General features: G+C 33.1%; 16 protein-coding genes. 6 read left to right on the plus strand and 10 right to left on the minus strand.

Going from position 1 to position 25,265, the window contains the following annotated elements; all coding sequences use genetic code 11:
* Window positions 1-126 precede the first annotated feature (126 nt).
* The 3 genes from GTZ96_RS05535 (at window position 127) to GTZ96_RS05545 (ending at window position 2,080) form a co-directional block, all read left to right on the plus strand.
* Window positions 127-834 (plus strand): Abi family protein, encoded by a 708-nt coding sequence (locus GTZ96_RS05535; RefSeq protein ID WP_161641695.1) that lies wholly within the window; start codon window positions 127-129, stop codon window positions 832-834.
* A gap of 159 nt (window positions 835-993) precedes the next feature.
* Window positions 994-1,515 carry a lysozyme gene (locus GTZ96_RS05540; protein WP_161641697.1) on the plus strand — a complete coding sequence of 174 codons (522 nt, stop codon included), beginning with the start codon at window positions 994-996 and terminating at the stop codon, window positions 1,513-1,515.
* A 190-nt stretch (window positions 1,516-1,705) separates the two neighbouring features.
* Entirely contained in the window at window positions 1,706-2,080 is a 375-nt protein-coding gene (locus GTZ96_RS05545) for a hypothetical protein (RefSeq protein WP_161641699.1), read from the plus strand.
* A gap of 139 nt (window positions 2,081-2,219) precedes the next feature.
* Here the strand turns inward: GTZ96_RS05545 and GTZ96_RS05550 are convergent, their stop codons facing one another.
* The 8 genes from GTZ96_RS05550 to GTZ96_RS05585 form a co-directional block, all read right to left on the minus strand.
* Window positions 2,220-3,869 carry a glycoside hydrolase gene (locus GTZ96_RS05550; protein WP_161641701.1) on the minus strand — a complete coding sequence of 550 codons (1,650 nt, stop codon included), beginning with the start codon at window positions 3,867-3,869 and terminating at the stop codon, window positions 2,220-2,222.
* A gap of 4 nt (window positions 3,870-3,873) precedes the next feature.
* Window positions 3,874-5,493: a RagB/SusD family nutrient uptake outer membrane protein gene (locus GTZ96_RS05555; protein WP_161641703.1), complete on the minus strand. Its 1,620-nt coding sequence runs from the start codon at window positions 5,491-5,493 to the stop codon at window positions 3,874-3,876.
* 11 nt (window positions 5,494-5,504) lie between these two features.
* A complete protein-coding gene (locus GTZ96_RS05560; RefSeq protein ID WP_161641705.1) occupies window positions 5,505-8,516 on the minus strand; it encodes a SusC/RagA family TonB-linked outer membrane protein in 3,012 nt (1,003 codons plus the stop codon).
* Window positions 8,517-8,533: 17 nt separating this feature from the next.
* Window positions 8,534-9,877 carry a hypothetical protein gene (locus tag GTZ96_RS05565; RefSeq protein ID WP_161641707.1) on the minus strand — a complete coding sequence of 448 codons (1,344 nt, stop codon included), beginning with the start codon at window positions 9,875-9,877 and terminating at the stop codon, window positions 8,534-8,536.
* Between the two features lie 97 nt (window positions 9,878-9,974).
* Entirely contained in the window at window positions 9,975-11,987 is a 2,013-nt protein-coding gene (locus tag GTZ96_RS05570) for a glycoside hydrolase family 2 protein (protein ID WP_161641709.1), read from the minus strand.
* 168 nt (window positions 11,988-12,155) lie between these two features.
* Complete coding sequence (locus GTZ96_RS05575) at window positions 12,156-14,945, minus strand: glycoside hydrolase family 2 protein (protein ID WP_161641711.1); 2,790 nt, start codon at window positions 14,943-14,945, stop codon at window positions 12,156-12,158.
* 62 nt (window positions 14,946-15,007) lie between these two features.
* A complete protein-coding gene (locus GTZ96_RS05580) occupies window positions 15,008-18,418 on the minus strand; it encodes a DUF5107 domain-containing protein (RefSeq protein ID WP_207720146.1) in 3,411 nt (1,136 codons plus the stop codon).
* Between the two features lie 19 nt (window positions 18,419-18,437).
* Window positions 18,438-19,853: a sugar porter family MFS transporter gene (locus GTZ96_RS05585; RefSeq protein ID WP_161641713.1), complete on the minus strand. Its 1,416-nt coding sequence runs from the start codon at window positions 19,851-19,853 to the stop codon at window positions 18,438-18,440.
* 334 nt (window positions 19,854-20,187) lie between these two features.
* Between GTZ96_RS05585 and GTZ96_RS05590 the strand changes: the two genes are divergently transcribed.
* On the plus strand, window positions 20,188-21,066 hold the full coding sequence (locus tag GTZ96_RS05590; RefSeq protein ID WP_161641715.1) for an AraC family transcriptional regulator: 879 nt from the start codon (window positions 20,188-20,190) through the stop codon (window positions 21,064-21,066).
* A gap of 22 nt (window positions 21,067-21,088) precedes the next feature.
* Here the strand turns inward: GTZ96_RS05590 and GTZ96_RS05595 are convergent, their stop codons facing one another.
* Both GTZ96_RS05595 and GTZ96_RS05600 read right to left on the minus strand, forming a co-directional pair.
* Window positions 21,089-21,367, minus strand: a complete 279-nt coding sequence (locus GTZ96_RS05595; protein WP_161641717.1) for a putative quinol monooxygenase — start codon at window positions 21,365-21,367, stop codon at window positions 21,089-21,091.
* A gap of 715 nt (window positions 21,368-22,082) precedes the next feature.
* Window positions 22,083-23,720, minus strand: a complete 1,638-nt coding sequence (locus GTZ96_RS05600; protein ID WP_161641719.1) for a sodium:solute symporter family transporter — start codon at window positions 23,718-23,720, stop codon at window positions 22,083-22,085.
* Between the two features lie 801 nt (window positions 23,721-24,521).
* Between GTZ96_RS05600 and GTZ96_RS05605 the strand changes: the two genes are divergently transcribed.
* Window positions 24,522-24,767, plus strand: coding sequence for a hypothetical protein (locus GTZ96_RS05605; RefSeq protein ID WP_161641720.1), 246 nt, complete (start codon window positions 24,522-24,524; stop codon window positions 24,765-24,767).
* Between the two features lie 167 nt (window positions 24,768-24,934).
* On the plus strand, window positions 24,935-25,159 hold the full coding sequence (locus GTZ96_RS05610) for a hypothetical protein (RefSeq protein ID WP_161641722.1): 225 nt from the start codon (window positions 24,935-24,937) through the stop codon (window positions 25,157-25,159).
* The last annotated feature ends 106 nt before the right edge of the window (window positions 25,160-25,265 follow it).

The following is a 25,265-nucleotide window of genomic DNA, read 5'->3' on the forward strand; positions in this document are numbered from 1 at the left end:
GCCGAAGACAGTCCTGAATTTTCTTTTAACTTAATTACGTTGCTAAGCAAGAGGCTTGATTAAGTATTACATTGCAAATTTACAATAATTTATTTAAGTTTACAAAGTAAGTTAAACCATTTTTTAATGAGAATCAATAAAGTTAGAGGTCATCTTTCATCAGCAAGAATAAACAGATATTTAATTGCAACTGGAAATAATAATAGTAAAGCTATAAAATTATATAAGCATAACTTAAAAGTAAGTCAATCATTTTTACCAATATTAAGTATCCTAGAAGTTGTAATAAGAAATAAAACAAACACAATTCTAACCTCTTACTTCACTGATTCTGATTGGATTATAAATCAAAAAAATGGCTTTATGTCACATCCTTCATTAACGTATCGTCATCCATTGACTAATAGAATCATACATAATCATTTCTTAAAAAAATCTGTTGAAAAATCTGAAAACAAATTACATAGACATGGTTTACCTTTAAGCAGTGGAAAAATTATATCTGACCAAAACTTTGGTTTCTGGACAGAATTGTTTGAATTGACATTTTATAGAATTTTAAGTGGAAGACCAATACAGATATTTACAAATTTACCCCCAAATACTAATAGAATTGATGTGATGAATCGCTTAGACAAAATTAGAAGTTTTAGAAATCGAATAAGCCATAGTGAGCCTATTTGTTTTCACAACAATAATATTGACTTTAGCAATGCTATTGATGTCTATAATACAATTTTAGAGATTTTTGATTGGATTGATCCTGAATTAAGAAAATTCATTAGTGATATTGATTCTGTATCAGTTAAGATAACTAATGCTCAGAAAATATAAAATACCACTAAGAGCTACTACAACGCATTTGGGCAATTGGCTTAATGGAAAAATGGTTTTGTATTTGGGATGATTTGGAAAATCAGAAAATATGGCTTAATTTAATCCAAAACACACTGTACCATAACGTTATAAATCATTTAAACCAACATTGAAAAAGTGACCAAAACAACAAAAAACATTTTCTTTTGGACTGCAACAGTATTTATTGTACTGACTGTTTATAGCTTAACTATTGGACAAATTGTGCCTTATGAATTTGCTAACTCCAAACTATCGCAAAATTATTATGACTCTATAATGCAAGGATTTCCAATTGCAATATTATTGACACTTTTTGGCACTATTAAAAAAGGAAATACAAAAACAAAAAATTGGATTTTTATAAGTATGACAATTTTGACTTCTATTTTATCATTTGCTTTAATGGTAAGTTTAGTTTTTAACATTGGCTTCGGTTCTTGGACAACTTTTTCCACTATTTACAGACATAAAACAGAAGACTTAGTTATTAAAGAACAGCGTTATGATATTGGTGCGTTAGGTTATGGCAGACATCGAATTGTAAAATTGAAACCTATTTTAAAATTTTGGGTTTTACCAACAGAAGTTGACACAGCAAAGATTGACAAAAATGAGTGGAAATTTGTAAATGAAGAAGGAGATATAAAATTTCCATAAAGCATCTATCAGAAAATAAACGAACTATAACAACTATAAAGGATTTGGACAATTGGCTTAATGGAAATAATATAATTTTGTATTTGGGATGACTGGGTAAATCCGAATAATGAGCTTAATTAAGTCCAAAACCCACTGTAATAACAGAACTTTAGCGACTATTGCTAGAAACTATATCTAAATTAGAACTATGAAAAAAGCCTTTTCAATATTATTTTTTTTTCTAAGCATTTCGTCATTTTCTCAGAAAGAGAAATTACTCGGCAAATGGGAAATTTATTTAAACACTGCCGTTGATGTTAACGACACATTTGAGAATGATGCAAAAGTAAATTTTTCACCAAATCAAACCGTAGTGATAAATGATGATGGAAAAAAAATAATTTTAAGTTGGGAGCTAAAAAATGAGGTACTAACTTTTGGTTGTACTCAAAAAAATAATTTCCCGAGGTTTTGTAAAAGTAAATTCAGGGTGAAATTTGACGAAAAAGACTCAATGTTGATGTTGATTAATATTGATGAAGACAAATCCTTTACGTTAAAAAAACTGGACAATAGTCGCTAACAGCTACAACAGATTTGGGCAATCGGCTTAATGGGAAGTTGGTTTTGTATTTGGGATTGTATTAAAAACTAGGGCTTTGATTATAAAATCAAAGCCCTAGTTTTTTAGTTTACTTTCTTGTATCGTTTCAAATAACAAATTAATTATAAGTCGCTGTATAAGTAACGATGGATCGAGCCGGAATTTCAAACTTATCTACAGTAACATTTGTTGCTTTTTTTAAATTTGAATTTTCAGAAGTAACATACGGAGTTAATTCATTATTCTTTACCGTAGTTCCATTCAAATTAAGTTTATACGATCTCGATAAATCACTGTAATTAACAGCTACAATTACCAGTTTCTTTTTAGAAACATCTTTATAAGCAGTCAACATTACATCAGTAGCCGCCGATGTAGCATTTTGGTTCGCTATTTGAAGTCGGATCATTCCAGGACGAACAAAAAGAGAATAATTCCCTAAAGCCCACAGCAATTTGGAATCATGATAAAAACCATCCGTTTTACAATAATTGGCATCAGCAGCAACACTGGTACTGAGACCATTATTAGCACCATTATCTAAATAAATCAATCCATCCTTATAATCATATCGGCTTAGGGCAGTCCACCATTGCCATGATGAAGCATTAGCTACTGCAATGTCATTATGAATTGTTCGCGCCACAAATAATGCGGTCTTCATCCCAAGATCGCGTTGATTGCCTGATCCTCCCGGAATTTCAGCAGCACCAGGATTCTCTAATATAGAATATTCTGTTTGCCAATACTTTAAATTCCCCATTTGTTTCACTCTGGAATTCAATTTTTCACGATGGCTTATCATATCATTTACGGGCCAGGAAGTAAAATAACTATGCCCCGAAATTACTTTTTTAACATTAGGGAGTTGTGCTATATTTGTTGAAGTACTACCAAAAAAAGCATTTATCTGATCATCTCTATTTTCCCCATTAACATTTTCATATAAATAATTAACCTGGGCAGCTTCACCAAGAACAATTTCTGTATTTAGTGATTTAGCTTTCATTTTATCTGATAATAACTTACTAAAATCAAACATCTCTTGATTAGTCGCAGGTGTTCCTTCCTGACTGGCCTGTCCATTATTTCCTACCATCCAATCCCATTGCGGCTCATTTATTGGACTTAAATAATCAAAATTCACCCCTTCATTACGTTGTAAATTATCAATACAATCCACCAGAAAATCGGCATAATTAGTGAGTAAGCCCGGTTTAATATTCATATTGTTTTTCTGTGGTGAAAAAGCTTTTCCATTTATTGTCATTTGCACTGGTGGACTAACCGTAAAAGCCAGGAATTTCTCTACCCCACGACTTTTTGCGGCTTGTAAAAACCATCTTTGCCCTGCTTGTTTTGTCCAATCATAACTTCCATCTGGTTTTTGAAAACATTCGGCTCTTCTCCATTCATCTGTAATATTACTATTGGAGCCTTGTTCCATACTACCGGCACCTAAATAGAATCTCCAAATGGAAAGTCCAATCCCCTTTGGGTTACCGGAAGCATCAAATTCTTTACTAAAAAGTAAGTCGGCTATTGCATTTCTTTTGTCAATGGGCCAATTCTTTCCTACCATCTGAGTTCGCCAAGCATCGGATGCTCCAAAACCATCCATCGTTTGCAACTCCTGGCTTAAATCAATTTTTATTTCTCTGGCATCAGAAGCCTTTGGTGGTGGATCTAAATTTACTTCAGATGAACAGGATAAAACTAACAAGCCTAAAAAGAATAGGCTTGATAAAGTTATTTTTAATTTTTTCATAATTTTAATAATTTGGATTCTGCTTGATTACTCCCCCACTTCTATCTATTTCAGATTGAGGTATAGGCCAAACAAGATTTTTGTTTATATCAAAATGCACTCCTTTGTCTTGAAGTTCTTTTAAATTAGAAGTTTCATTTTTATCGGTTGACAAAGTAGTATTATAAAGTACAAAGCTTCCTGAAGGTCCCAAAAGACTAGCAATTACAGGCTTATTAGTATCAGGGTCAATTTCACGTCGAATATCAAACAGTCGAAGACCTTCAAAAGCTAATTCCATACGACGTTCTTTCCAAATGGCTTTAAGTATATTATTCCCCGAAACCAAACCTTTCTTTGGTGTAAGATTTACCCGGGCACGAATAACATCTACATCATCCATTGCCAATGCCAGACTACCCAAATGAAAATTTGCCTCAGCACGGGTCAAATACATTTCGGCCAAACGTAGTACCGGAAGATTAAGTGGCGCATTACCATAAGTACTTACCAGTGTACGACGGGTTGCTATAGGAATATAATATTTGCGAATAATACGACCCGACTTACTTTGTTTTAAATCCCATATATGAGTAGGATTATTTATTTCATCACCATAAGCAGCATCACCGCTTACTGTAATTGTACTGCGACGACGAATGATATCATTTTCAGACAAATAACACTTTTCTAAATCGCTTGTGGGTACACACCATCCCCATCCATCCATTACATCAGAGGCACTTTGACTTGGAAAATTATCTTTAGATTCTCCCCTGGCTCCAGTGAATGTAGACATGATGTTTCCTAATTGTTTACTGGAATCACTGCTGGTTTGAGATTCTAAAATAGTCTCTACTCCATTATGATTTTTTACATTCCAAATGTTTAAAAAATTACCTTCTAAAGTAAATCCTCCTTCAGTAATTACCTTGTTTGCATAGGTTTTAGCATTATCCCATTTCTCCTGAAACAAAGACACTCTTGCCAGTAATGCATAGCTTGCCCATTTCGTTACTCTACCTTTATCTGCTCCTGAATAAGATGGTTTTAATAAATCGGCAGCTTTCAAAAGATCGGCTTCGATACTTGCATAAACGGCTTCCTTAGTCGCTCTTTCTAATTTCAAATCACCCGTTCCCAAAGGATTTAAGACTAAAGGAACTCCTCCAAAATTATTTACTAAATCATAGTAATTATAAGCACGCAGAAACAATGATTCTCCTAAATATTGATTTTTTTGAGCTTCACTTATTGGCGCTTTCTGAATCCCTTCTATGGCAACATTACATGCTCCAATATTTTCATAACGGGTCTTAAACAAGTCTGACAGATACCCCATTCTATTTGGAGTCATTAAATATTGAGCTGCCGGAATAAAACCTGAAGCATCTTGTCCGGTATTCCCCATCCAGGCATCATCTGTAGCGGTTTCATTTGCCAGTCTACCAGGAATCAGTTGATACCAGTCGTAGTGTAAAAATGCGCGCTTATATAAATCATTTACAAAAGTCTGGCATTCTTCAGAGGTTGAAAAATAATTGTCGAGAGTTTGTGTTCCTCTCTCATCATGTACTATAAAATCATTACTACAAGAGCTTGAAATAATACATAAGGTTATGATTGATAAAAATATTTTTTTCATGATTTTTTTAATTAAAATGCTACATTTATTCCAAATAAAACCGTTTTTTGAACCGGATAATTCCATCCTCCAAATCCAAAACCAAGTACGTCTCCACCAACCTCAGGTTCTACTCCTGAATATTTTGTTATAGTCAACAAGTTTTGACCTGAAACTGAACATCTAATTTTATCAAACCCTAATTTGTTTTCAATTGTATATCCAAGTTGAATATTCTTTAAACGGGCAAACGATCCATCTTCAACATAGTAGGATGAAAATTTCGAGAAATTTTGATTGTTATCAGTTTGTGACAAACGAGGAACTGAATTAGAAGTTCCCTCGCCATGCCATGCTTGATCTGACAAACCACTAATTTTATTTGTTCGGGATAAAGCATTATAAAGTTCATCTTTATTCTGATTTACGATATCATTACCAATACTAGAATAGATGTTGGCTATGAAATCAAAATTTTTATAAGAAGCATTTAAATTCAAACCTACAGTATATTTTGCCCAAGGAGAACCAATTTTAGTTCTATCGTCAGCATTCAGAACTCCATCTCCATTTACATCAACAAAACGTACATCACCTGCTTTTGCATAAGGTTGCAATAAATCGCCATTATTATTTGTATGAGCATTTAACTCCACATTATTTTGAAACAAACCATCCGCTTTATAGCCATAGAAAAAACCCGGTTCATCGTTTTCAACTGTCAAGGTTTTTTCTCCATTTCCAAATAACTGCTCATTATCAACACTTAACTTGGTCATTTTTACATTAGATTTTGTAAAATTCAAATTAGCACCATAATTAAAATCTCCTACTTTGTTTTTATAAGACAAACTAAATTCTAAACCTTGTGCCCTCATAGAACCTACATTAGACCAGATTCGGGCATCATTAGGATAACCGCTATAATTAGGATATGATTTTTGAAACAACATATTCTCAGTTGTTTTAGTGTAAAACTCTACAGTACCTGAAAGTTTGTTTTGGAAAAAACCAAAATCAATACCTGCATTTAAATCCTCAACCGTTTCCCATTTAATGTCTTTATTAGGAACAGCACTTGGATAAGTTGTATTCACCACTACATCTCCAAAAGTGAAAAAATTTTGTCCCAACTTGGACAAATAAACACTTGCCGGTAAATTTTGATTCCCAACTTTACCCCAACCTATTCTGAATTTAAGATCACTCAAAACATCTGAATATTTAGACATGAAACTCTCGTTAGAAGCTTTCCATGCAAAAGAAGCAGAAGGGAAAGAAGCCCATTTATTATTAGCTAAAAATTTAGAAGAACCATCACGTCTGTAAGTTGCTGTTAAGTAATATTTGCTATCAAAATTATAAGTCAAACGACTTAAATAAGACACAATTGAATTAGTATATGAAGTACCTGAAGTTTGAGGATTTAAAGTACCTGCATTTAACTCTTGCAATTCTTCACTGTTATTCGGTAGTTTTGATCTTGTTCCGCTTAAATTTGCTCCATTATACTCCTCAGCTGTATTACCAATCATAAGGCTTACATTATGCTTATCGGCAAAAGTATTGCTATAAGTTGCAGTATTTTGTAAACTCCATGAACGTGTCAAATTGGTACTACGGGAAATGTTATTAATCAATAAACTTTCATGGGCTACGTCAATTATAAAATCAGGATTAAAATTATCTGAAATAGTTGAATTTATCTCATAAGAACCTTGTGAACGTATAATCAAACCTTTTACAGGGCTTAATTGAATATATCCATTGGAAGCAAGCGAGTATTGTTTGTTCTCTGAATTGAATCGTTTTACAGCTGCAATAGGATTCCAAACATAAGTAGGCGATCTGGCATAAATGCTATATTCATTCTCCGTTCCTGTCAATTGATCTGCTGGTTTGTAAATAGGTGTAATAGGATCGATTCTGTCAAAATCAGCCCAATTTCCAGGATTTCCCCATGATTCATATCTTGGATTCAATGAAAATCCTGCTGATACTTTTTTAGAAAATTTATAATCAGATGAGATACGTGAAGTAAATTTTTCCCATCCTCCTTTTTCATAAAAAGAATCCTGTTTATAAAAATTTAGACTTACAGCAAAAGTGTGAGTGTCTGTTCCTCCCTGCAATCCAAAGCTTACATTGCTAACTGCCGCTCTTTCTTTAATCCCTGCATTCCACCAGTCAGTTGATTTTCCTCTGTAACTAGCAGGATCTCCAAACTCAGCCGGAAATCCCGATTGAATGGCTGCAGTGTTAAATATAGTGGCATACTCTTCGGCATTTGCCATATTGTATGGATTTTTCATCAATTGAACTCCATAACTTGTATCCAGATTAAATTTAATTGCTCCCGATTTACCTCTTTTAGTTGTAATTAAAACAACACCATTAGAAGCCCTACTACCATAAATTGCACTTGCTGATGCGTCTTTAAGGATTTCCATACTTTCTATTTCATTTGTATTTAGAAAGTTAATATTGGTTCCCATTGGTATACCATCAACAACATAAAGTGGATCAGTACTTAAATTAATAGTTGATATTCCTCGAATAAAAACTTTAGGTACTGAACCTGGTCCTCCACTATTCACGACCTGTATACCTGCTGCTTTTCCTTGTAAAGACTCAGATGCATTACCTACAGTCATCGTCTTTAACTCCTTACCTTTGACGGTAGCTATAGAACTGGTTAAATCACTTTTCTTGATAGCGGCAAAACCTACAACCACAATCTCATCTAATTTGTTATCAGAACTTTCAAGTACCACATTAATCGTCGTATTTTCCCCTACTTTAACTAATTTAGTAGTAAAGCCTAAATAAGAAAATTCAATTTCTGATTGCTTATTAGATACATTAATAGAATAATTACCATTACCATCTGAGACTGTTCCAATCTTTGTGCCTTTTACAATAACATTTACGCCTATAAGAGGTTCTTTCTTTGAGTCAGACACAGTACCTTTAATTGTGTTTTGTCCAATAGACATAACACTAAACAAAAGCATTGTGAAAAACCATATCGTTTTTAATTTCATCTTAATCTATTTTTTAATTATTTTTTTACCAATGTAGTTCGCTCTAATTCTGTATCCAGTGTGAAAATATAAGTACCTGCAGCCACACCGCTATAGTTAGCATTACCTCCGCCTAAATAAGGTGCTACAGCAAAATTGTCTAACCTCCAGAAAGGATACCAGCCATTACCGGTAATAGTCATAGCCACAGTTGTTCCATTTAATGTAATCTCTCTTGTCAATCGATATGGATTTGACGGATCAGCAGAAACAGCAAGTGCAGTAGAATTAGGATCCCAACCGCCATTTACAATACCATTACCGCATATAGTTATAGGTGTTGTACTCAAATTAATAGGAGTTGAAGTTGGTGTATAAGGTGTTACCGTATAAACTAAATCAATTGGATTAACTGTAATTTCATAATAACCTTTTGTAGGCAAAATGATAGGATTAGAAGTGGTGCTATTTTGTAATGAACCTGTTGAAGATAGTCCAAATGTATGTGGTTCAAAAGAAACATCCTGACCAAGGAAAAAGATTTTCTTATTATTAGAATCGGCATAATATTTAAAAGTAAATACATTTCCAACTTTCTTATGAAACAGCATTGGAACCCCAAAAGCATCATTAGTTAAACTTGAACCTACTGGTACATCAGCTAAAAACATAGAGGTTAATCCATCGGCAACCGTAAAACTAACTTTTGTTGTTTCCTGATTTGGAGACAAGAAATTATCTTTAACCGTTATTGATATATCATAAGATTTAAGAACTGAAGGAATCGAGAATGTTTTATTATAGTCGTATGATTTTAAACCACCTACTGCAACAACATCGTTAATTCCTAATTCAGGACAACTAACAACAATATTATCAATACCCGTATAATCTTCTGCATGAAAACTAACCGGAACCTTAGTATTGCTTGTTTTAAAAACCACGCTATTATTTACAGGTTTTATGTTGGTTAATTTTGGAGCTACAAAATCACCATCAAGTCTTAGACTAATATTTTTTGTAACTACATTTTCAGAAACATCTGTAAGTATCAATTCTATTTGAAACTTTTCGGTTATAGCTTTATCGCTTGGTACTAAAAATTTATAATTAAGATCAAATTCTGTAACTAATGGATCTTTAGTGAATGTAATCGTCTTAATCAAATCTAATTCTGGAATTCTAATTTCAATCGTTTTTAGCCCTATATCATCAGTTAGCGAAGCTTTTATTTCAAATTTTCTATTTGGCCCTCCGTATATTTCATTTGATGCAACTACAATATCCGGATTTTTTGAGGCCGGAAAAGCCGGATCATTATTTTCACAACCTACAAAGGCGGAAAATAAAATTGGTAATAATAATAATTTTAGTTTTTTCATAATTAATTGGTTTTAGTTAAAATAAAGTGAGTAATAGTTATAGTTGTATTTCATATTAAAACTTCAGAGTTCCAGTATGATTTATTTAATGTTTTATCTAAAATTGATAATTAATCACTTCAAATCCGGTAGGTCTAAGAATTGAAAAATGATTTGCAGCAGACTTAATTTTGAAAGTTTTTTCCTGAGCTGGTTCTAATTTGTCTATAATGATTTTTTGGTTTCCACAAACAATTACATAATTCCTTAAAGTATAACTTGGGATTGTAGTTTTCCCTGATAGCGTAATAGTTGCAGTCCCATTTTTTACCTCAACTGACTTAATAATTACAGGAGAACTTTCTTTTTTTAAGGCGTAATAAGAAGGTTTTGGATTTGAAAAAATATCACAAACACCATGTACTCTTAAAGGATAAGCATAGGTAAAATCTTCGCCCATGTGAGTGCGGTAATCATTGAGACAAAAATAAATAGCACCAGCAACATAGTCTTTTGAGCCGTAGATTTTTAATTGTTCCGCCATTTCTTTTATTCGACGTGAATCTCCTCCTTTGTGAGCAGGTTCGCACAATCCCCACTCTGAAATAGTCATGGGTTTGTTATTATATTCAGCCGAAATACGATCTAATTCACTTCCTATCACATCCAGACTTTTACCAAACCAAGTGCTGTAATATTCGTTAAACATCAACATATCAAATTCACCCGAAGCATCAGGAACATAGTCTTTTTGAATTGGTTTTCCCTTGTGTAATTTATTGGAAACAAAATTAACCAGCCTTGAAGCGTCTATTGTTTTTGCTTCATTATAGAGTGTTTTTAGCTTATTTACATTCTCAGGATTATGGCTTTCTAATTCATTACCTATTCCCCAACTTATTATAGAAGGGTGGTTGTAATGATTCTCAGTCATTTCATCTAAATGTTTTTTTCCTAATGCGAGTAAGGTATCATTAATCATTGTGGCACCACCCCAAAACGGTATTTCTTCCTGAACCAAAATTCCGTTTCTATCACACCAATCAAAAACAGCTTCATCTTGCTGCCAATGAAAACGGGTAAAAATACAGTTGGCATTCTTCATCAACTTGAGGTTTCTTTCAAAATCAGCAGTTGTTTCAGCCATTCCACGCTCCATATTAGAACCCGGCATCCATTCTACTCCCATCAAACGAATAGGTTCTCCGTTTAAAACATATCGGTTTTTCTCAACTTTAATACTTCTGAAACCAAATACTGTCGTGTATTCATCTTTTAAATCTCCATCAACAAATAACTGTAAAGTTAGTTTGTACAAATTGGGTGCATCAAAATGCCAAGGATTGATTTTATCAAAGTTTAATGACGTTTTAAAATCATCCTTTTCTAATTTACCCTTAAGCTCAGAATTGAAAACAACTTTATTTGTAGTTTGATTTTCCTCGGTTATTCTAGCCATTAATTTCAGCTTCGAAAAATCTATTTTACTGTTATCAATAAAACTAACGTTAATATCAGCTGTCCCTTTGCTACCATTGGGTGTTCCAACTACTTTTATATTTTTTACAGCCTGAGGTTCCGTAATGACCAAAGACACATTTCTATAAATCCCTCCATCATTAGCCCAATCGTAACTCTTTAAAAACGGAATATTATTGCGTGAGAAATCATTATTTACACGAACTCTAAGCGTATTTTTTCCTTTTTTAACAAAAGGCGAAATGTTTACAAAAAAACGATTGTAACCAGAACCAATATGCTCACCCGCTTTTTTGCCATTGATATAAATAACAGCATCATGATAAACGGCATCAAACTGAATACGGACTGTTTTTTGTAAATCGCTTTCAGAAACTTCAAATTCACGCTCATACCAACAGTTTTCCCAATATTTTTCTAATCCTTTTTCTACATTCCAAACATGAGGCACGCTAACAATTCTGGATGTATTTTTAGGCAATCCAATTGTCTCCCAATGATTCGATTCTCCTAATGACAAGTAATCAACAGAAAAATTCCAATTCCCATTTAAAGAAATTGTTTTTCGTACTGTTTCTTTATCAGCTTTGTAAAAAGAAGCCAAAAAGAACATACAAATTGATAACAGAATGAAACGAAATGCTTTTTTCATTTTGAAATTTTTATTTTAAGATTAGTAAATAAGTACCCTGCGCTTATATACCAGCTGACTAATCTTGTGATAGATTAACGGTAGTAATAGCGTAATGATTGCTAGTAACGACTTGCTACTGAACTAAATTTATGGCTTGGATTTTATTCTATATACGATTGTGTTTTTCTAATAAATACTGGTTGGTGTTTCAGTAGTTTTATCTTTTTCTTCAGATAAAATCAATTTCAAAGAATCAGGATTTGTTATAGTTGTAGGTTTAAACAAATCACTATTCATATAATTAAGGATCGAAATCAACATTTGTTTAGCAACCGGACGTTTTTCTATATCTTTTGATAAATCAAAAGAAGCTATCACCAGTTTTCCCGAACCTATACTTCCTTCAAAAAGCGATGCCAGTTTTCGATTATTTGCAAAATTATCTACCATTTCGACTAAAGGACTACCACCATAGATGCTGTCAACAATAAGAGTTGTAGAGTTAACATTCAAATCCCACCATTGCCAATCCGTATTCATATCCGTAGGGAAATCGGTAAAAACTTTATGTGTCGGATTACAAAGTACTCCCATAGTTCCTGCTTGTTTTGGAAAATGAACAGGACTCCAAAAAACAGGTACAAACTTCCCTTCTATTCCTTTTATTTTCTTCCAATCAGGATTTAATAATACTTTACGTCCTTCCTTTAATGATTTGTAAGCTTCTTCCAGACTTCTTGTATAAACTACACCTCCATAATTGATGCTTTGCTGCTCAGGATAAACCCAAACATTCCATTGATTTTTATAATCGGTATCTTTTATACTTACTTTGAAAGTAAGCTTAGTTGCCTTTTTAATTTTTTGAAAGCTCTCACTAATAGTAAACAACTCATGATTATAGCCTGAAATAATAGTTCTTGTTGCCGATCCGGATGCTATCAATACATTATTATCCATAATACTCCATTCTATCACTTTATCATTTAAGGCATCACCCGAAAAATTGCTTACATCGAGGCTGGCTGTAAAAGATTCACTGTTGGTATATGTTGCTTTTGAAAAGCGCAGCAAGGGAACAACCGGAGAAGAAAACTGTCTGAATTCTTCTGCCGAAATTAAATTTTTACTATCCCAAAAAGCATCTAACAATCCTACCAACGCCGTTCCCTGACCCGGAAAATCATGTAAGTCCAATAACTGAAATCCGCTGATTCCGGCTGTTTTCAATGCTCTTTCGATTTCTTCTTTATAAAGTATGGCAGCCAGCTTTCCGGAAGCTTTGGTATAATCAGCAGCTTTATTGATTAATCCTTTGCGTTCTAAATCTTCTTTTACCGCCATGAAATTTAATGGTTCCAAAACTCCTGTGTATTTAGAAATCTCATCAATTTTAGGGTAAACTGCATACTGCCCTATTTCATGCGTAATTAAAGGTATAGTAACATCTTGCAGAGCAACCTTGTAATCTTTATTGAACGTTGGAAACTCACTGTTAAAAACCCCTTGCCCACGCACCCAGCCTTTGTTGGTCCATTGTGTAATAAAAAAATCATCTTGCGGTTCAGCTAAAGTACCGTGTCCTTTTTCAAAAGTAAAAGAAGTACTGGTGTACAAATGCCTTGAATCTAAGGCTTTAATGTTTTTAACCATTTCAGTTAAAAGCGCCATATCTCCTTGTAATTCATTACCCATGGACCACATACAAAAAGAAGGGTGATTGCCGTACTCATCAATCATGTGTTGGGCTTCAGCATATAAAAAATCAGTCACTTTTTTATCTTTTCCAATATTTAAAACCCAAACCGGAAGTTCTGCCTGCAAGTAAAAACCCATTTCGTCTGCCACTTCAAAAGCAGCTTCCGGAGGACACCAGGAATGAAAACGAAGGTGGTTCAAACCCCATTCCTTAGCCGTTTTAAATACTTTTTGCCATCCTTGTTTGTCCATTGGAGGATGTCCGGTAAGCGGGAAAATATTACACTCTAAGGTTCCTCTTAAAAAAACAGCTTTATTATTTATTGTTAAAACAGTTCCATTTTTCGAAAACTTTCGCATTCCAAAATCAACTACTTTTTCCGATTTGGATTTAATTGCTTTCAATTGGACTTTTAATTCATACAACTCTGGAGAAAATTCACTCCAAAGCTTTACATCCTTGCCCATATTATAGTCAAAATTTACAACAGATTGTCCAGTTGTTATTTGAACTGTTTGTTTAAGAGCCGTTATAGATTTTTTACTTTTTTTATTTATAGCAACAATATTTAATACTCCTTTTTGAGTGCTTTTCGAACCATTATTTAAAGTAACAGCTACTTTAATTTTATCTAAATCAATATCTGGATTTACTTGTACATTAGAAATATGAATAGAATCTACAGCTTCAATATTCATTTTGCCAATAATCCCATTCCAAATAATTTGAGTCTCATTGGTATAAGCATGCGCCATATTGTCTAAGCTGATATCAAACTGCCTTCTATTGTCAACACGTACTGTAATTCTTTGTTTTTTCCCCGGAATTAAATAATTAGACAAGTCAAAATAATGAGGAGAAACCAAACTATTTTGTCCTGATTTAACCTCTTTTCCATCCACCCAAACATTCGTTTTCCAAAGCACACGTTCCAATTTCAATATCAATTCCTTTCCTTTCCAATTGTTAGGAATTGCTATTTCACGAGTATACCATGCTGCTCCTATATAACTGTTTTTTCGAGTTAAATGGCTTAATTGAGGTTTCGAGAGACCTGGTTTCAGTTTGTTCGGAATTCCAAGTCCAGCATCATCAGTAGTTCCCGGTAGATTTACAATTTGTTTAAAAATCATATTTTGCCAACCGCGTTGCAATCCAATATCAGTACTGTCTAATTGTACTGTCCATTGACCGGAAATATCTATCACTTTTTTGTCTATGGCACTCCATGAACAAAGCAAAAATGACATAAAGACTAACAATAAAATATTTTTCATTTTGAATATTTTGATAATTAAAATTTAAATTGCCCCAGCAGTAATTCACTGGTTTGTTCGAATTATTTTCTAAATGTGTATTTGTTTATGTCTAATTGCTTAACTTTTTGATAGAAGCTTTCTGAAAGTTCTTCATTCCCTAAACCGCTATGCCCTAAAGCCATTACATAATTGCAATGTACTTGGTTACGAATGTTTAAATCATCTTCCCAAATAGCAAGATCCGGAAGCGATACGGCAAAATAATCGATACGACATTTTTCAAATAAATACTTTTCGCCATGAGCGACTAACTTATTAAAACGACTGCGAGCCTTATCTTCATCTCCAAGTTCACGCCAAGCTAATCCCTGATAAAATATCTTATCCGGCTGTTGATCATTATAGAAAAACGCCTGAACAGGTTCCGGTGATCCAAGTGTAGCCTGCATAAAATTTGCTGTAGCATTTTCATTATCACCCAGTCCTTTGTAAGCTAACCCTTTGTAATAATACACTTCATTTTCTTCGGCATTTTTTAATTTTCCTTCACCTAAATTATGAGGATACACTTCTGTTTCTTTAAGCAATTGAATGGCCTCTGAAAAACGTTTTTCTGTTATTGCTATTTTAGCTAATTCAACTCTGCACAAAGTATATAAGCCTGTCACCTTACCTTCGCCACCTTCCCAAGGATGAAATTTTCTTGTAGCAATACGCTCTTTTGCTATTTGATATTTACCAATCTGACAATACAAACCTATACGCTCAATACATAAATCATCTCTTTCTTCTACCAGACCATTATGTTGCTCAAAAAATGCTAATCTTTCCAAAGGAGATTTGCCTACTTTTTTATACAATTGGTCTAATTCCATAAATATTCTGGAATCAGTTGTATCGAGTTCAAATGCTTGCTCTAATACTTCTTGGGCACGAACTTTATTTTCTAATTTATTATAATAAGCAAGAGCCAGGTTTCTTAAAACGGTTGGGAATTGATTATCAATTTCTACTGAACTTTCCCAACATTGTATTGCATTGTCATATTGACGAAATGCATACCAAAAATTCCCTAAATAAAAAGGAGCTTTTGCATCATCAGGATTCAATAAAATGGCGTCTTGTAGAATATTAACTTCTTCAATTCGATTAGGAAAACATTTTTCTGGGGACAATACCGAAGCTTTTTTATACCATTTAACAGCCTCGTTTTTATTTCCTTTCATAGATTCAAAATAACCTATTGTGTAAAAAACCATTGGATAAACAGCATCAACTTCCTGAGTACATTCCTGTAAAAACTGAATGGCTTCATCATATAATCCTGCTCCTGCAAAATCAAGCGCATATTCGATATACCCATGCGACCATTTACGCATGATCCTATTCATTTCATCAAGTTCCGTTTCGTTGCTTGTCAGCAGGTACTTCTCAAAACGGCATCCCATATTGAAACGATCAATCTTGATTGATTCTTCAGCTAAAACAAGAGCTTCTTCCGTTTTTCCTAATTTTCTTAATATGGACGTTTTTAATTGACGTGCTTTGTGATTGTGCCAATTGCGTATCAAACAAGAATCAATACGTTCTAAGGCTTCTTTCCATTCTCCTCTGATACAGTCTATTTGTGCCAAAGCAAAAAATGCGGCATCTTGCCAGGCAGCATTCCAGGTAGATTTAAAAAGAGCGATATAAGCCTCATCTAATTTTCCCTGAATTTTTAAACAGAATCCTAAATTGTAATGTGGTTCTCCATCATAAGGATTTGGACTGCGTTCTGTTAGTACTTCTACAGCAGTTCTAAAATAGCCCTCTGCCTTTTTAAATTGTCCACGTCTTAGCATTAATAAACCAACAGCATTATTACAACGTACGTCCTTAGGATCTCTGCTTAATGCTTCTTCGTAATAATCTAACGGATTATAGGTAGCATGACGGTATTGTTCAAGATGCAAACCTGTTAAAAATAATTGCTCAATCGATGCTATTTCTTTAGGATCCAGAGCAGCTTTTGCCGGATCTGGTGCAGGTTTAATTTCCGGTTTTTCCTCTTGATATTCAACAAGAACTTTACCTTCTTCGGTATAGATGGTAAAAATTAAATTTTCTGATAAAGTATCACCAATTAATACACTCTTTTTATATGGATTATATGGAGAAATAGTAATTACTTCCTGATGCAATACATTTTCCTGAACATCTTTTAATTCTAATTTTAAATTGGTAAAAAGACTGGTTGTAAACAAAATTAAATCTGCTTTATTTCCATCTACTTCAATATTGATTATGGCGTCTTTAGTAGCATTTTTTACATAACCCACTTCGGCATAAGGCATGAAATATTGAACCCAGGACTTTTCTTCATAAGCCTGCAGCCACGAAAAATCAGGTTGATTGTCAGTAAAAACCCCTGTCATTAATTCAATATAAGGTCCATCTTTATCAGTCAGATTTCTGTCCCAGGCAAGTCCAAAATCTCCGTTACCCCACGTCCATTGTTTTTTACCCGGTGATACATGATGATTGGCAACGTGTAACAAACCTGCCTGTACACCATCTTCATAACCTCCAACAAAATTATATTTAGAATGAACAGCCATATAAGATGTAGGTACAGGTATATTTTTATACTTCGAAATATCCACACCTGCTGAGTAATCCTGTTTGTAATATTCTCCGGTTGCTATTGGAAAATTTGACACATCGCGTTTTCCATGGTCAAATACAAAATTTACATCTGGTGGAAAAACAGATTTATATTCATCATTAACCACAACGGCAGGATTTGCCCACCAAAGAAAAGTTTGAGGAAAAGCAGTTCTGTTATAAATTTTGACTTTTATTTCTATGTAAGCCTTATCAGGATGCAATGTGAATCCCTGCATTCCTTTGGTTCTAAACATTCTTTCCACTTCATTACACCAAACGGTTTTACTTCCGTCAGCGTTCTCTTCAATACTATAATCCGTAGGTAAAAAAGTGCTTGGACGATGATGCTGTGGCCAGTTGAACTCAATTCCTCCTGAAATCCAGGGTCCGGTAAGCCCCACTAAAGCAGGCTTAATCACCTGATTGTAATATACAAAATGACGTTGCTTTACCTTATCATAAGCCATGTGGATACGACCTCCAAGCTCCGGTAAAATCATTATTTTAATGTATTTGTTTTCTACAAATAAGGCATGGTATAACTTATCCTTCTTTACATCCGATATTTTTTCAACTACCGGATAGGGATAAACAGCACCTGAACTTCCTTGATAAACTCTTTTCTCCAGAAAAATTGGATTTTTTTCTTCTTCGCCAATTTCATAAGTAGGCAGCATAATATCCTCTGCCCATGAACGAACAACACCATCCTCATGAACAGTGGACTGAATCAGATAAGCAGTAATTTCTTCGTCTTGTATTTCTATAGTGACAGGCTGAGAATTTGAAAGTAATTCGCTTTCTTCTATTTTATTTGGTCGAATTGAAGTTAATTTTTCCATCTTATTATTATGCAATTATTTATTTTGTTAATTCTATTTCTATTTGTTCCAATGATTTCTCATTTGTTAATTCTATTTCAATTTGTTCTAATGATTTCCCTTTTGTTTCTGTTAAAAAAACTCGTAAAAAAAGATAACCCAACAAACAAATTATTCCGTAAAGCCAAAATGTTCCGTAAGCTCCTAAACTATTATTTAATAAGGGGAATGTATAGGTAAGTACAAAACAGGCAGTCCATAATGAAAAGGTACTTATAGCCATTGCCATAGCTCTAATTTTTACTGGAAATATCTCAGATAAAACTACCCAGGTTACCGGAGCAAGTGTCATGGCATAACAAGCGATGGCAAGAATTACAAGAATTAAAACTGAAGCACCTGTCACAGCAAAATAATAACAGACACCTAAAAGAGCATAAATACATGCCAATCCTATAGAACCAAAAAGCATCAAGGCTCTTCTTCCTAATTTATCAACCAGAAGCATACCTACATAAGTAAATATAAGGTTCGTCAAACCTGTAATAACGATGTTAAATAAAATATCAGAGACACCATAACCCGCTGCTGAAAATATTTCCTGGGCATAATTAAAAACAACGTTAATTCCACACCATTGTTGAAAAGCTGCTATGACAATTCCTAGTAAAAGAATCTTAGGCATTTTTCCCTCAAACAGCATTTTATAACTAACTGCTTCTTTTGTAGCACTAACTGTAGATTTCAATTGTTCGATTTGGTTTAAAGCAAATTGAACACCACCAATTTTGGTAAAAATAGCTTGCGCTTTTTCGTATTTGTATTGACTAGCCAGCCATCTCGGACTTTCCGGAATAATTAATATTAAGGCAAAGAAAGACACAGAAGGTATCGCTCCTGCCCAAAACATGTATCTCCAACCCCATTGTACATTCCATGAATCTAACAAAATACTGCCATCAACGATAGGCTTTGCGATAAACATATTTACGATTTGTGCAGCCAGAATACCAAAAACGATTGTTAATTGATTAATGGATACAAACTTCCCTCTTGATTCACTTGGTGCTATTTCGGCTATATACATTGGAGAAAGGTTAGATGCAATCCCGATACCAATTCCTCCTATTACTCTCCAAACAATAAACATATTTATGCTATTCACACATCCCGTCCCAACAGCTGCTAATGTGAATAAAATCGAAGCCACAATCATCAATGGTTTTCTCCCATATTTATCAGACATACTTCCTGAAACCATCACTCCTAATAAACAACCTAAAATAGCACTTCCCATTACCCAGCCCTGCATTGAAGGAGCATCAGTTATATTGAAAAAAACTTCATAAAAAGGCTTAGCACCTCCAATAACTACCCAGTCATACCCAAATAACAATCCACCCAAAGCAGAAACTAAAGCGATGAAAAGCAAATAAGAAGAATTATTTTTACTCATGATTTTAAAATTTATATTATTAAGACAAATTTAGAGGTATAACAGTAGTCAAAAAATGCAAAAAACAAATAAAAAGATGTATAAAACAACTATTATATCTAATGTAATCGTTTGCCCTAAATTAAAACACAGTACTGCATTATTTTTAATAAAAATTTTTATAGTGTTTTTTTTAACTTAATTTACCCATAAATAACTAATTTTGAAGACAAATAATTTTAAAAAACAGAATTTAAAACAAAAAACAGATTAAAAGAATTACTACAGATATATAGTCAAACTTTTAAAACCTGTATTTTTTAACTTATTTATTACAAATTTAAATTTTAGACAAATGGAACATATTGCTGATGGTTTTAAAGGAGAAAGAGCAATTGTATTACCCTATAGTATTCGGAATTTCCAAACAAATAATGAACTAACTAAATCACTTTATATTACCCATATTGGTTATTATCCAAATGCGAAGAATCATTTTCGTAAACGTTCAAAAGGAGCACTAGAAGATATTTTAATTTATTGCGAAAAAGGGAAAGGAACGATAACAATAGAAAACGAACAATTTAAGCTTACAGAAAATCAAATTTTAATCATTCCTGCAAACAAGCCTCATTCTTATGAGTCTGAAATTTCAGACCCCTGGAGTATTTATTGGATTCATTTTAGAGGTACTAAATCTTCGGTATATTCGCCTCCTACTGAGAAAATTATAAGTTTAAATGATATGAGAATATCAAATCGCTTAGATTTGTTTGAGGAAATGTACCAAAATTTAGAAATGGGATTCTATGCCGATAACTTAGAATATTCTAGCATTTGCTTAAAACATTTTTTATCCAGCATAAAATACATTGATCAATTTATAAGAACAAAATCAATTAACACATCGGATTTAGATACAATTCCTATGAGTATTATTTTCATGAGAGATAACCTGACTAACAAATTAACTCTAAGTCAAATCGCAAAACATGTAGGTTATTCCGATTCTTATTTTCGTAATTTGTTTTTAGAAAAAACATCCTTTACACCAATTGAATATTTAAACAAATTAAAAATTCAAAAATCTTGTTCATTATTGCAATTTAGTAACATGAAAATAAATGAAATTGCCTACTATCTGGGTTATTATGACCCTTATCATTTTTCAAAATCATTTAGTAAAGAAATGGAAATTTCGCCTCGTGAATATCGTAAAAAATATAAAAACTAGGACTAAACAATGAACTTATGAATTACAAAACCTGAGTCGTTTTATAAACCTGAATAGGAGAAGCCAATAAGGTTTCGCTTTCGGCTATAAAATCGATTAAGTACTGTTGACTATTGTGTATATCAAGCCCTGCCTGATCTTTCCATTCTTCCCAAATTATAAAAACATTTTCGGAGTAATGTAAGTCATAACGAATACAGGCAGCTTCTTTTCTGGTGTTGGTAACCAGATTGTGAACCATCTCCTTAACTACTTCAATAGTTTCTTTTTTGCTTTTTATAATAGCTGTAATCGAAATCATAATTCTATAAAATTTTAAAAATTGGCTTTAAATAATTGGTAAAATCCTGTTTAAAGATAATACTATTTTCTGTTTTTTCTATTTTTTCGAACTCGTGAAAATTAAAAGTGAACAAGGGTTTCATTTTTCAAAAAAGCATATTTGTAAAAGTAAACTTCAATTTTACTAACTCCACTGTCCTTAGCTTCCACAGTCGAGTGTCAAATGTTTGAAGAATACGTAAAAAGAAAATCTGTTTGAGCGTAGCGAGTTATTTTCTTTTAGTATTCGAAAACTAATTTGACCGACGAGGAAGCGCAAGACTTGATTTTTTTGTTTCTTTTTTGATCAAGCAAAAAAGAAAATTAGTAGACCATAATTTCACATTTAATAAAAAGTCATTGGCTAGAACTGACGAAAAACTAATTACACCCAATCGATTCTAGTAACGTTTTAATAGACATAATCCCTAATTCAGCCGATTTAACTTTATTAATTCATCAGTATGTTTTAATTTTATAGAAAACAATATAAAACAACAATGAAATCATGGAAAAAAGAGCCCATCAATATAAACTCACACTCGAATACCCGCCGCAGATTCAGAATAAATAATTTCGAATAAAAACCAAAAAAAAAGGATTTCACTGTTTAAAGTGAAACCCTTTTTCAATTAAAAAACTAAACTATAATCTAAGCAATCTTTTCTTTTTATCTTTTTTTTAAAACTTAAAAATTACCAAAAGACAGTATATAATGCTACTAATACACTGCAGATAATAAATGACCCAACAATAAACCCTGAAGACACTTTAAACATGGATGTATCCACTTCTATCTTGTGTTTTTCATGTAACACGACTGGTTCAGGTTTTAAAAGGCTAACTCCTACCATTATAAATACTATCAAAAAGAAAGCAATCGTCATTCTGTCTAAAAACGGGAAATCAGGGAAAGCCCCGTTTGTCCATACAGGCAGGAACTTTAATACCGTAGCAATAGGCACTGTCAGCAATGCACCGGCAAGTCCGGCTGAAGCGGTAGTCTTCTTCCAAAACATTCCCAACATAAATATTGCAAGTACTCCTGGTGAAAAGAAACCTACATATTCCTGAATGAACTGATAGGCCTGATCTAAGGTTTTTAACGAAGGGGCAACAATAGCACCGATAATCATAGCCACTACGACAGTCAATCTTCCTACACGCACCAATTTTCTTTCAGAGGCATTTTTATTAAAATATTTTCTATAAATATCTAATGAAAAAATCGTCGAAATACTGTTGGCTTTTCCTGCTAAAGAAGCCACAATTGCAGCCGTTAAAGCAGCTAAAGCAATTCCTTTTAAACCGGCAGGCAATAAATTCATCAATGTTGGATACGCATGATCTGGTTTTAAAACTCCTGCAGCATCAACCATTTCTTTTTGAAACATTCCGTTTTCATGCATTACATACATGGCAATACCCGGCAAAACGGCAATAACCGGAACTAATAATTTTAAAAAGGCTGCAAACAAAATTCCTTTTCGGGCGGTTTTTAAATCGGCACCCAAAGCTCTTTGAACGATGTACTGATTGCAACCCCAATAAGCCAGATTATTGATTAGCATCCCTCCTATGATTACAGACATTCCGGGTAATTCTTTATAATGCGGATTCGATTTATCAAATATCATTTGTAAATGACCGGGTGCTTTGTCGGCTATAATTGATAATCCTTTAAAAATATCTTTTCCAAATCCAAACTGCTCTGAAAGTAAGGTTAGTGCCAAATAAGTGGTAACCAAACCTCCCAATATCAATACGATTACCTGAAACATATCGGTATAACCAATTACTTTCATTCCTCCTAAAGTAACTATAACAGAGAACAAACTCAATCCGATAACGCAAAATTCAAAGCTAACCGGAGCAATCGATGAAATGGCCAAAGCGCCTAAATAGATAATAGAAGTAAGATTTACAAACACATAAATCAAAAGCCAAATCACAGCCATAATTGCACTTACAGTATCATTATATCGTTTTGCCAAAAATTGTGGCATCGTAAATATTTTGTTTTTAAGATATACCGGCAAAATAAACACAGCAACGATAATTAATGTCGCTGCCGACATCCATTCGTAAGAAGAAATAGCCAGACCAAGTGCAAAGCCCGAACCACTCATACCTATAAAATGCTCTGCCGAAATATTAGAAGCAATCAATGACGCTCCAATAGCCCACCAGGTTAGCGAACCTTCAGCCAAAAAATAATCGTTAGAACTGGTAACTGCATTTTTCTTACTTCTGTAAATGTACATTCCGTAGGCCGTAACAATAACAAAGTAAATCAGAAAAACAATATAATCTGCGGGTTGTAATACATTCATAATTGGGTTGGGTTGGTTTATTTTTGATTAATAGATACTACTTAAAACGTATCTATACAAAAATAGAATCTAAACGAAATCTGAATATGGATAATTTGTGCTAATACATGGATTATTTTTACAGGAATGATAAAAAAAACAATGAATTATTTTGAAAAACCTATTATAGCTAAACAAATTAAACAAAAAATGCTTCTCGATTGAGAAGCATTTTTTGTTTTTAATAAGCAGTAGAATGAAATTATCAAAAACGTCAGTTCGAGGTATAATTTTTTTACAAAAAAATGCAATATAAAATGACGTATTATTTTTATATATTGTTTTGTCTAAATAATTGAAAATCAATTTTTTAGACAAAAACGTCAATGGTAGTGTTTTTTGTGTAGTGAAACGGAACAAAAAATGTATCGAGAACCGTTTTTAATAAAATTTTTCTTGTTCTCGATACAATCCCGCCCAAAAGCGGGATCACTACCAATGAGGTTTTTATCAAAAGTGAAAAATTAGATTTACAATTTTCTTTTTTGCTTGATCAAAAAAGAAACAAAAAAATCAAGTCTTGCGCTTCCTCATCGGTCAAATTAGTTTTCGAATACTAAAAGAAAATAACTCGCTACGCTCAAACAGATTTTCTTTTTACGTATTCTTCAAACATTTGACGCTCGACTGCGGAAGCTAAGGACAAACGAATAGTTATAATCAAGAACAAATTTCACCCAACGATGACAATAAAGTATTTATTCCAACGAATTTTGAGACAAATAATTCATAACCCAGACCAAAAGCGAAATTGCCAAAGCAATGGGCATAGCCCCTAAAGGATTAAGGGCTTATTTTAAGAAAGACACACTACAGTTTGCCGTTTTGTGGAAACTAAGCCTGGTACTTAAACATATTTTTTTGGCGCAACTGGGCGAATACCTGCTGTACCGTTTTGAAACCATACAGGAAAAAGCCCTAAAAAAAGAACTGGCTAAAAAAAACGACTATATCCAGAAACTGGAAATCCAGCTCGAAACCTTAAGAGAAATTATACAAAAACAATAAAGCCATAGCTGGGTTTGTAAGATTTATTTATATATTTGAAAAAAAGCACTGGCATTTATCAGACAAAGCCACCCAATTTAAGGGTAATAAGTCTGATTTTGTCAGACCTATATACAAGTTGGCGAACAGTTTACCTAAAGAGGACGAAACACCAAAAAAACAGAAAGATGAATATAAATAAAAAAAGACATAAGTTATTAGAATTGCTTTCTACACAACTTAATAATTTTAATTTAAGAAAATCATCAAACAATACTCAAGCAGTAGATTTTGAAACTATATTTAAAGAATTACAATGTAACGAAGATGAATTACAAATTATAACTGCTGAATTATATAGCAGTGATGAAATAGACTATTATCGAAATAAATTTATTGAGTTAGTCATTTAGTTTCTGTATTTTTATGTCTTTAAAAACAGTCGTTATGGAAGTATTTGAAGGACAAAGCATACTAAACTTTATAAAAGAATTGCCAAATGATGAAGCTTGCAAAGCT

The organism is Flavobacterium undicola (assembly GCF_009909155.2).
Classification (GTDB): domain Bacteria; phylum Bacteroidota; class Bacteroidia; order Flavobacteriales; family Flavobacteriaceae; genus Flavobacterium; species Flavobacterium undicola.

Excerpts from the sequence above, each read along its gene's own strand:
- GTZ96_RS05535 (WP_161641695.1), top strand. The coding sequence starts at position 127 with ATGAGAATCAATAAAGTTAGAGGTCATCTTTCATCAGCAAGAATAAAC.
- GTZ96_RS05545 (WP_161641699.1), top strand. The coding sequence starts at position 1,706 with ATGAAAAAAGCCTTTTCAATATTATTTTTTTTTCTAAGCATTTCGTCA.
- GTZ96_RS05550 (WP_161641701.1), bottom strand. The coding sequence starts at position 3,869 with ATGAAAAAATTAAAAATAACTTTATCAAGCCTATTCTTTTTAGGCTTG.
- GTZ96_RS05555 (WP_161641703.1), bottom strand. The coding sequence starts at position 5,493 with ATGAAAAAAATATTTTTATCAATCATAACCTTATGTATTATTTCAAGC.
- GTZ96_RS05560 (WP_161641705.1), bottom strand. The coding sequence starts at position 8,516 with ATGAAATTAAAAACGATATGGTTTTTCACAATGCTTTTGTTTAGTGTT.
- GTZ96_RS05565 (WP_161641707.1), bottom strand. The coding sequence starts at position 9,877 with ATGAAAAAACTAAAATTATTATTATTACCAATTTTATTTTCCGCCTTT.
- GTZ96_RS05570 (WP_161641709.1), bottom strand. The coding sequence starts at position 11,987 with ATGAAAAAAGCATTTCGTTTCATTCTGTTATCAATTTGTATGTTCTTT.
- GTZ96_RS05575 (WP_161641711.1), bottom strand. The coding sequence starts at position 14,945 with ATGAAAAATATTTTATTGTTAGTCTTTATGTCATTTTTGCTTTGTTCA.
- GTZ96_RS05580 (WP_207720146.1), bottom strand. The coding sequence starts at position 18,418 with ATGGAAAAATTAACTTCAATTCGACCAAATAAAATAGAAGAAAGCGAA.
- GTZ96_RS05585 (WP_161641713.1), bottom strand. The coding sequence starts at position 19,853 with ATGAGTAAAAATAATTCTTCTTATTTGCTTTTCATCGCTTTAGTTTCT.
- GTZ96_RS05590 (WP_161641715.1), top strand. The coding sequence starts at position 20,188 with ATGGAACATATTGCTGATGGTTTTAAAGGAGAAAGAGCAATTGTATTA.
- GTZ96_RS05595 (WP_161641717.1), bottom strand. The coding sequence starts at position 21,367 with ATGATTTCGATTACAGCTATTATAAAAAGCAAAAAAGAAACTATTGAA.
- GTZ96_RS05600 (WP_161641719.1), bottom strand. The coding sequence starts at position 23,720 with ATGAATGTATTACAACCCGCAGATTATATTGTTTTTCTGATTTACTTT.
- GTZ96_RS05605 (WP_161641720.1), top strand. The coding sequence starts at position 24,522 with ATGGGCATAGCCCCTAAAGGATTAAGGGCTTATTTTAAGAAAGACACA.
- GTZ96_RS05610 (WP_161641722.1), top strand. The coding sequence starts at position 24,935 with ATGAATATAAATAAAAAAAGACATAAGTTATTAGAATTGCTTTCTACA.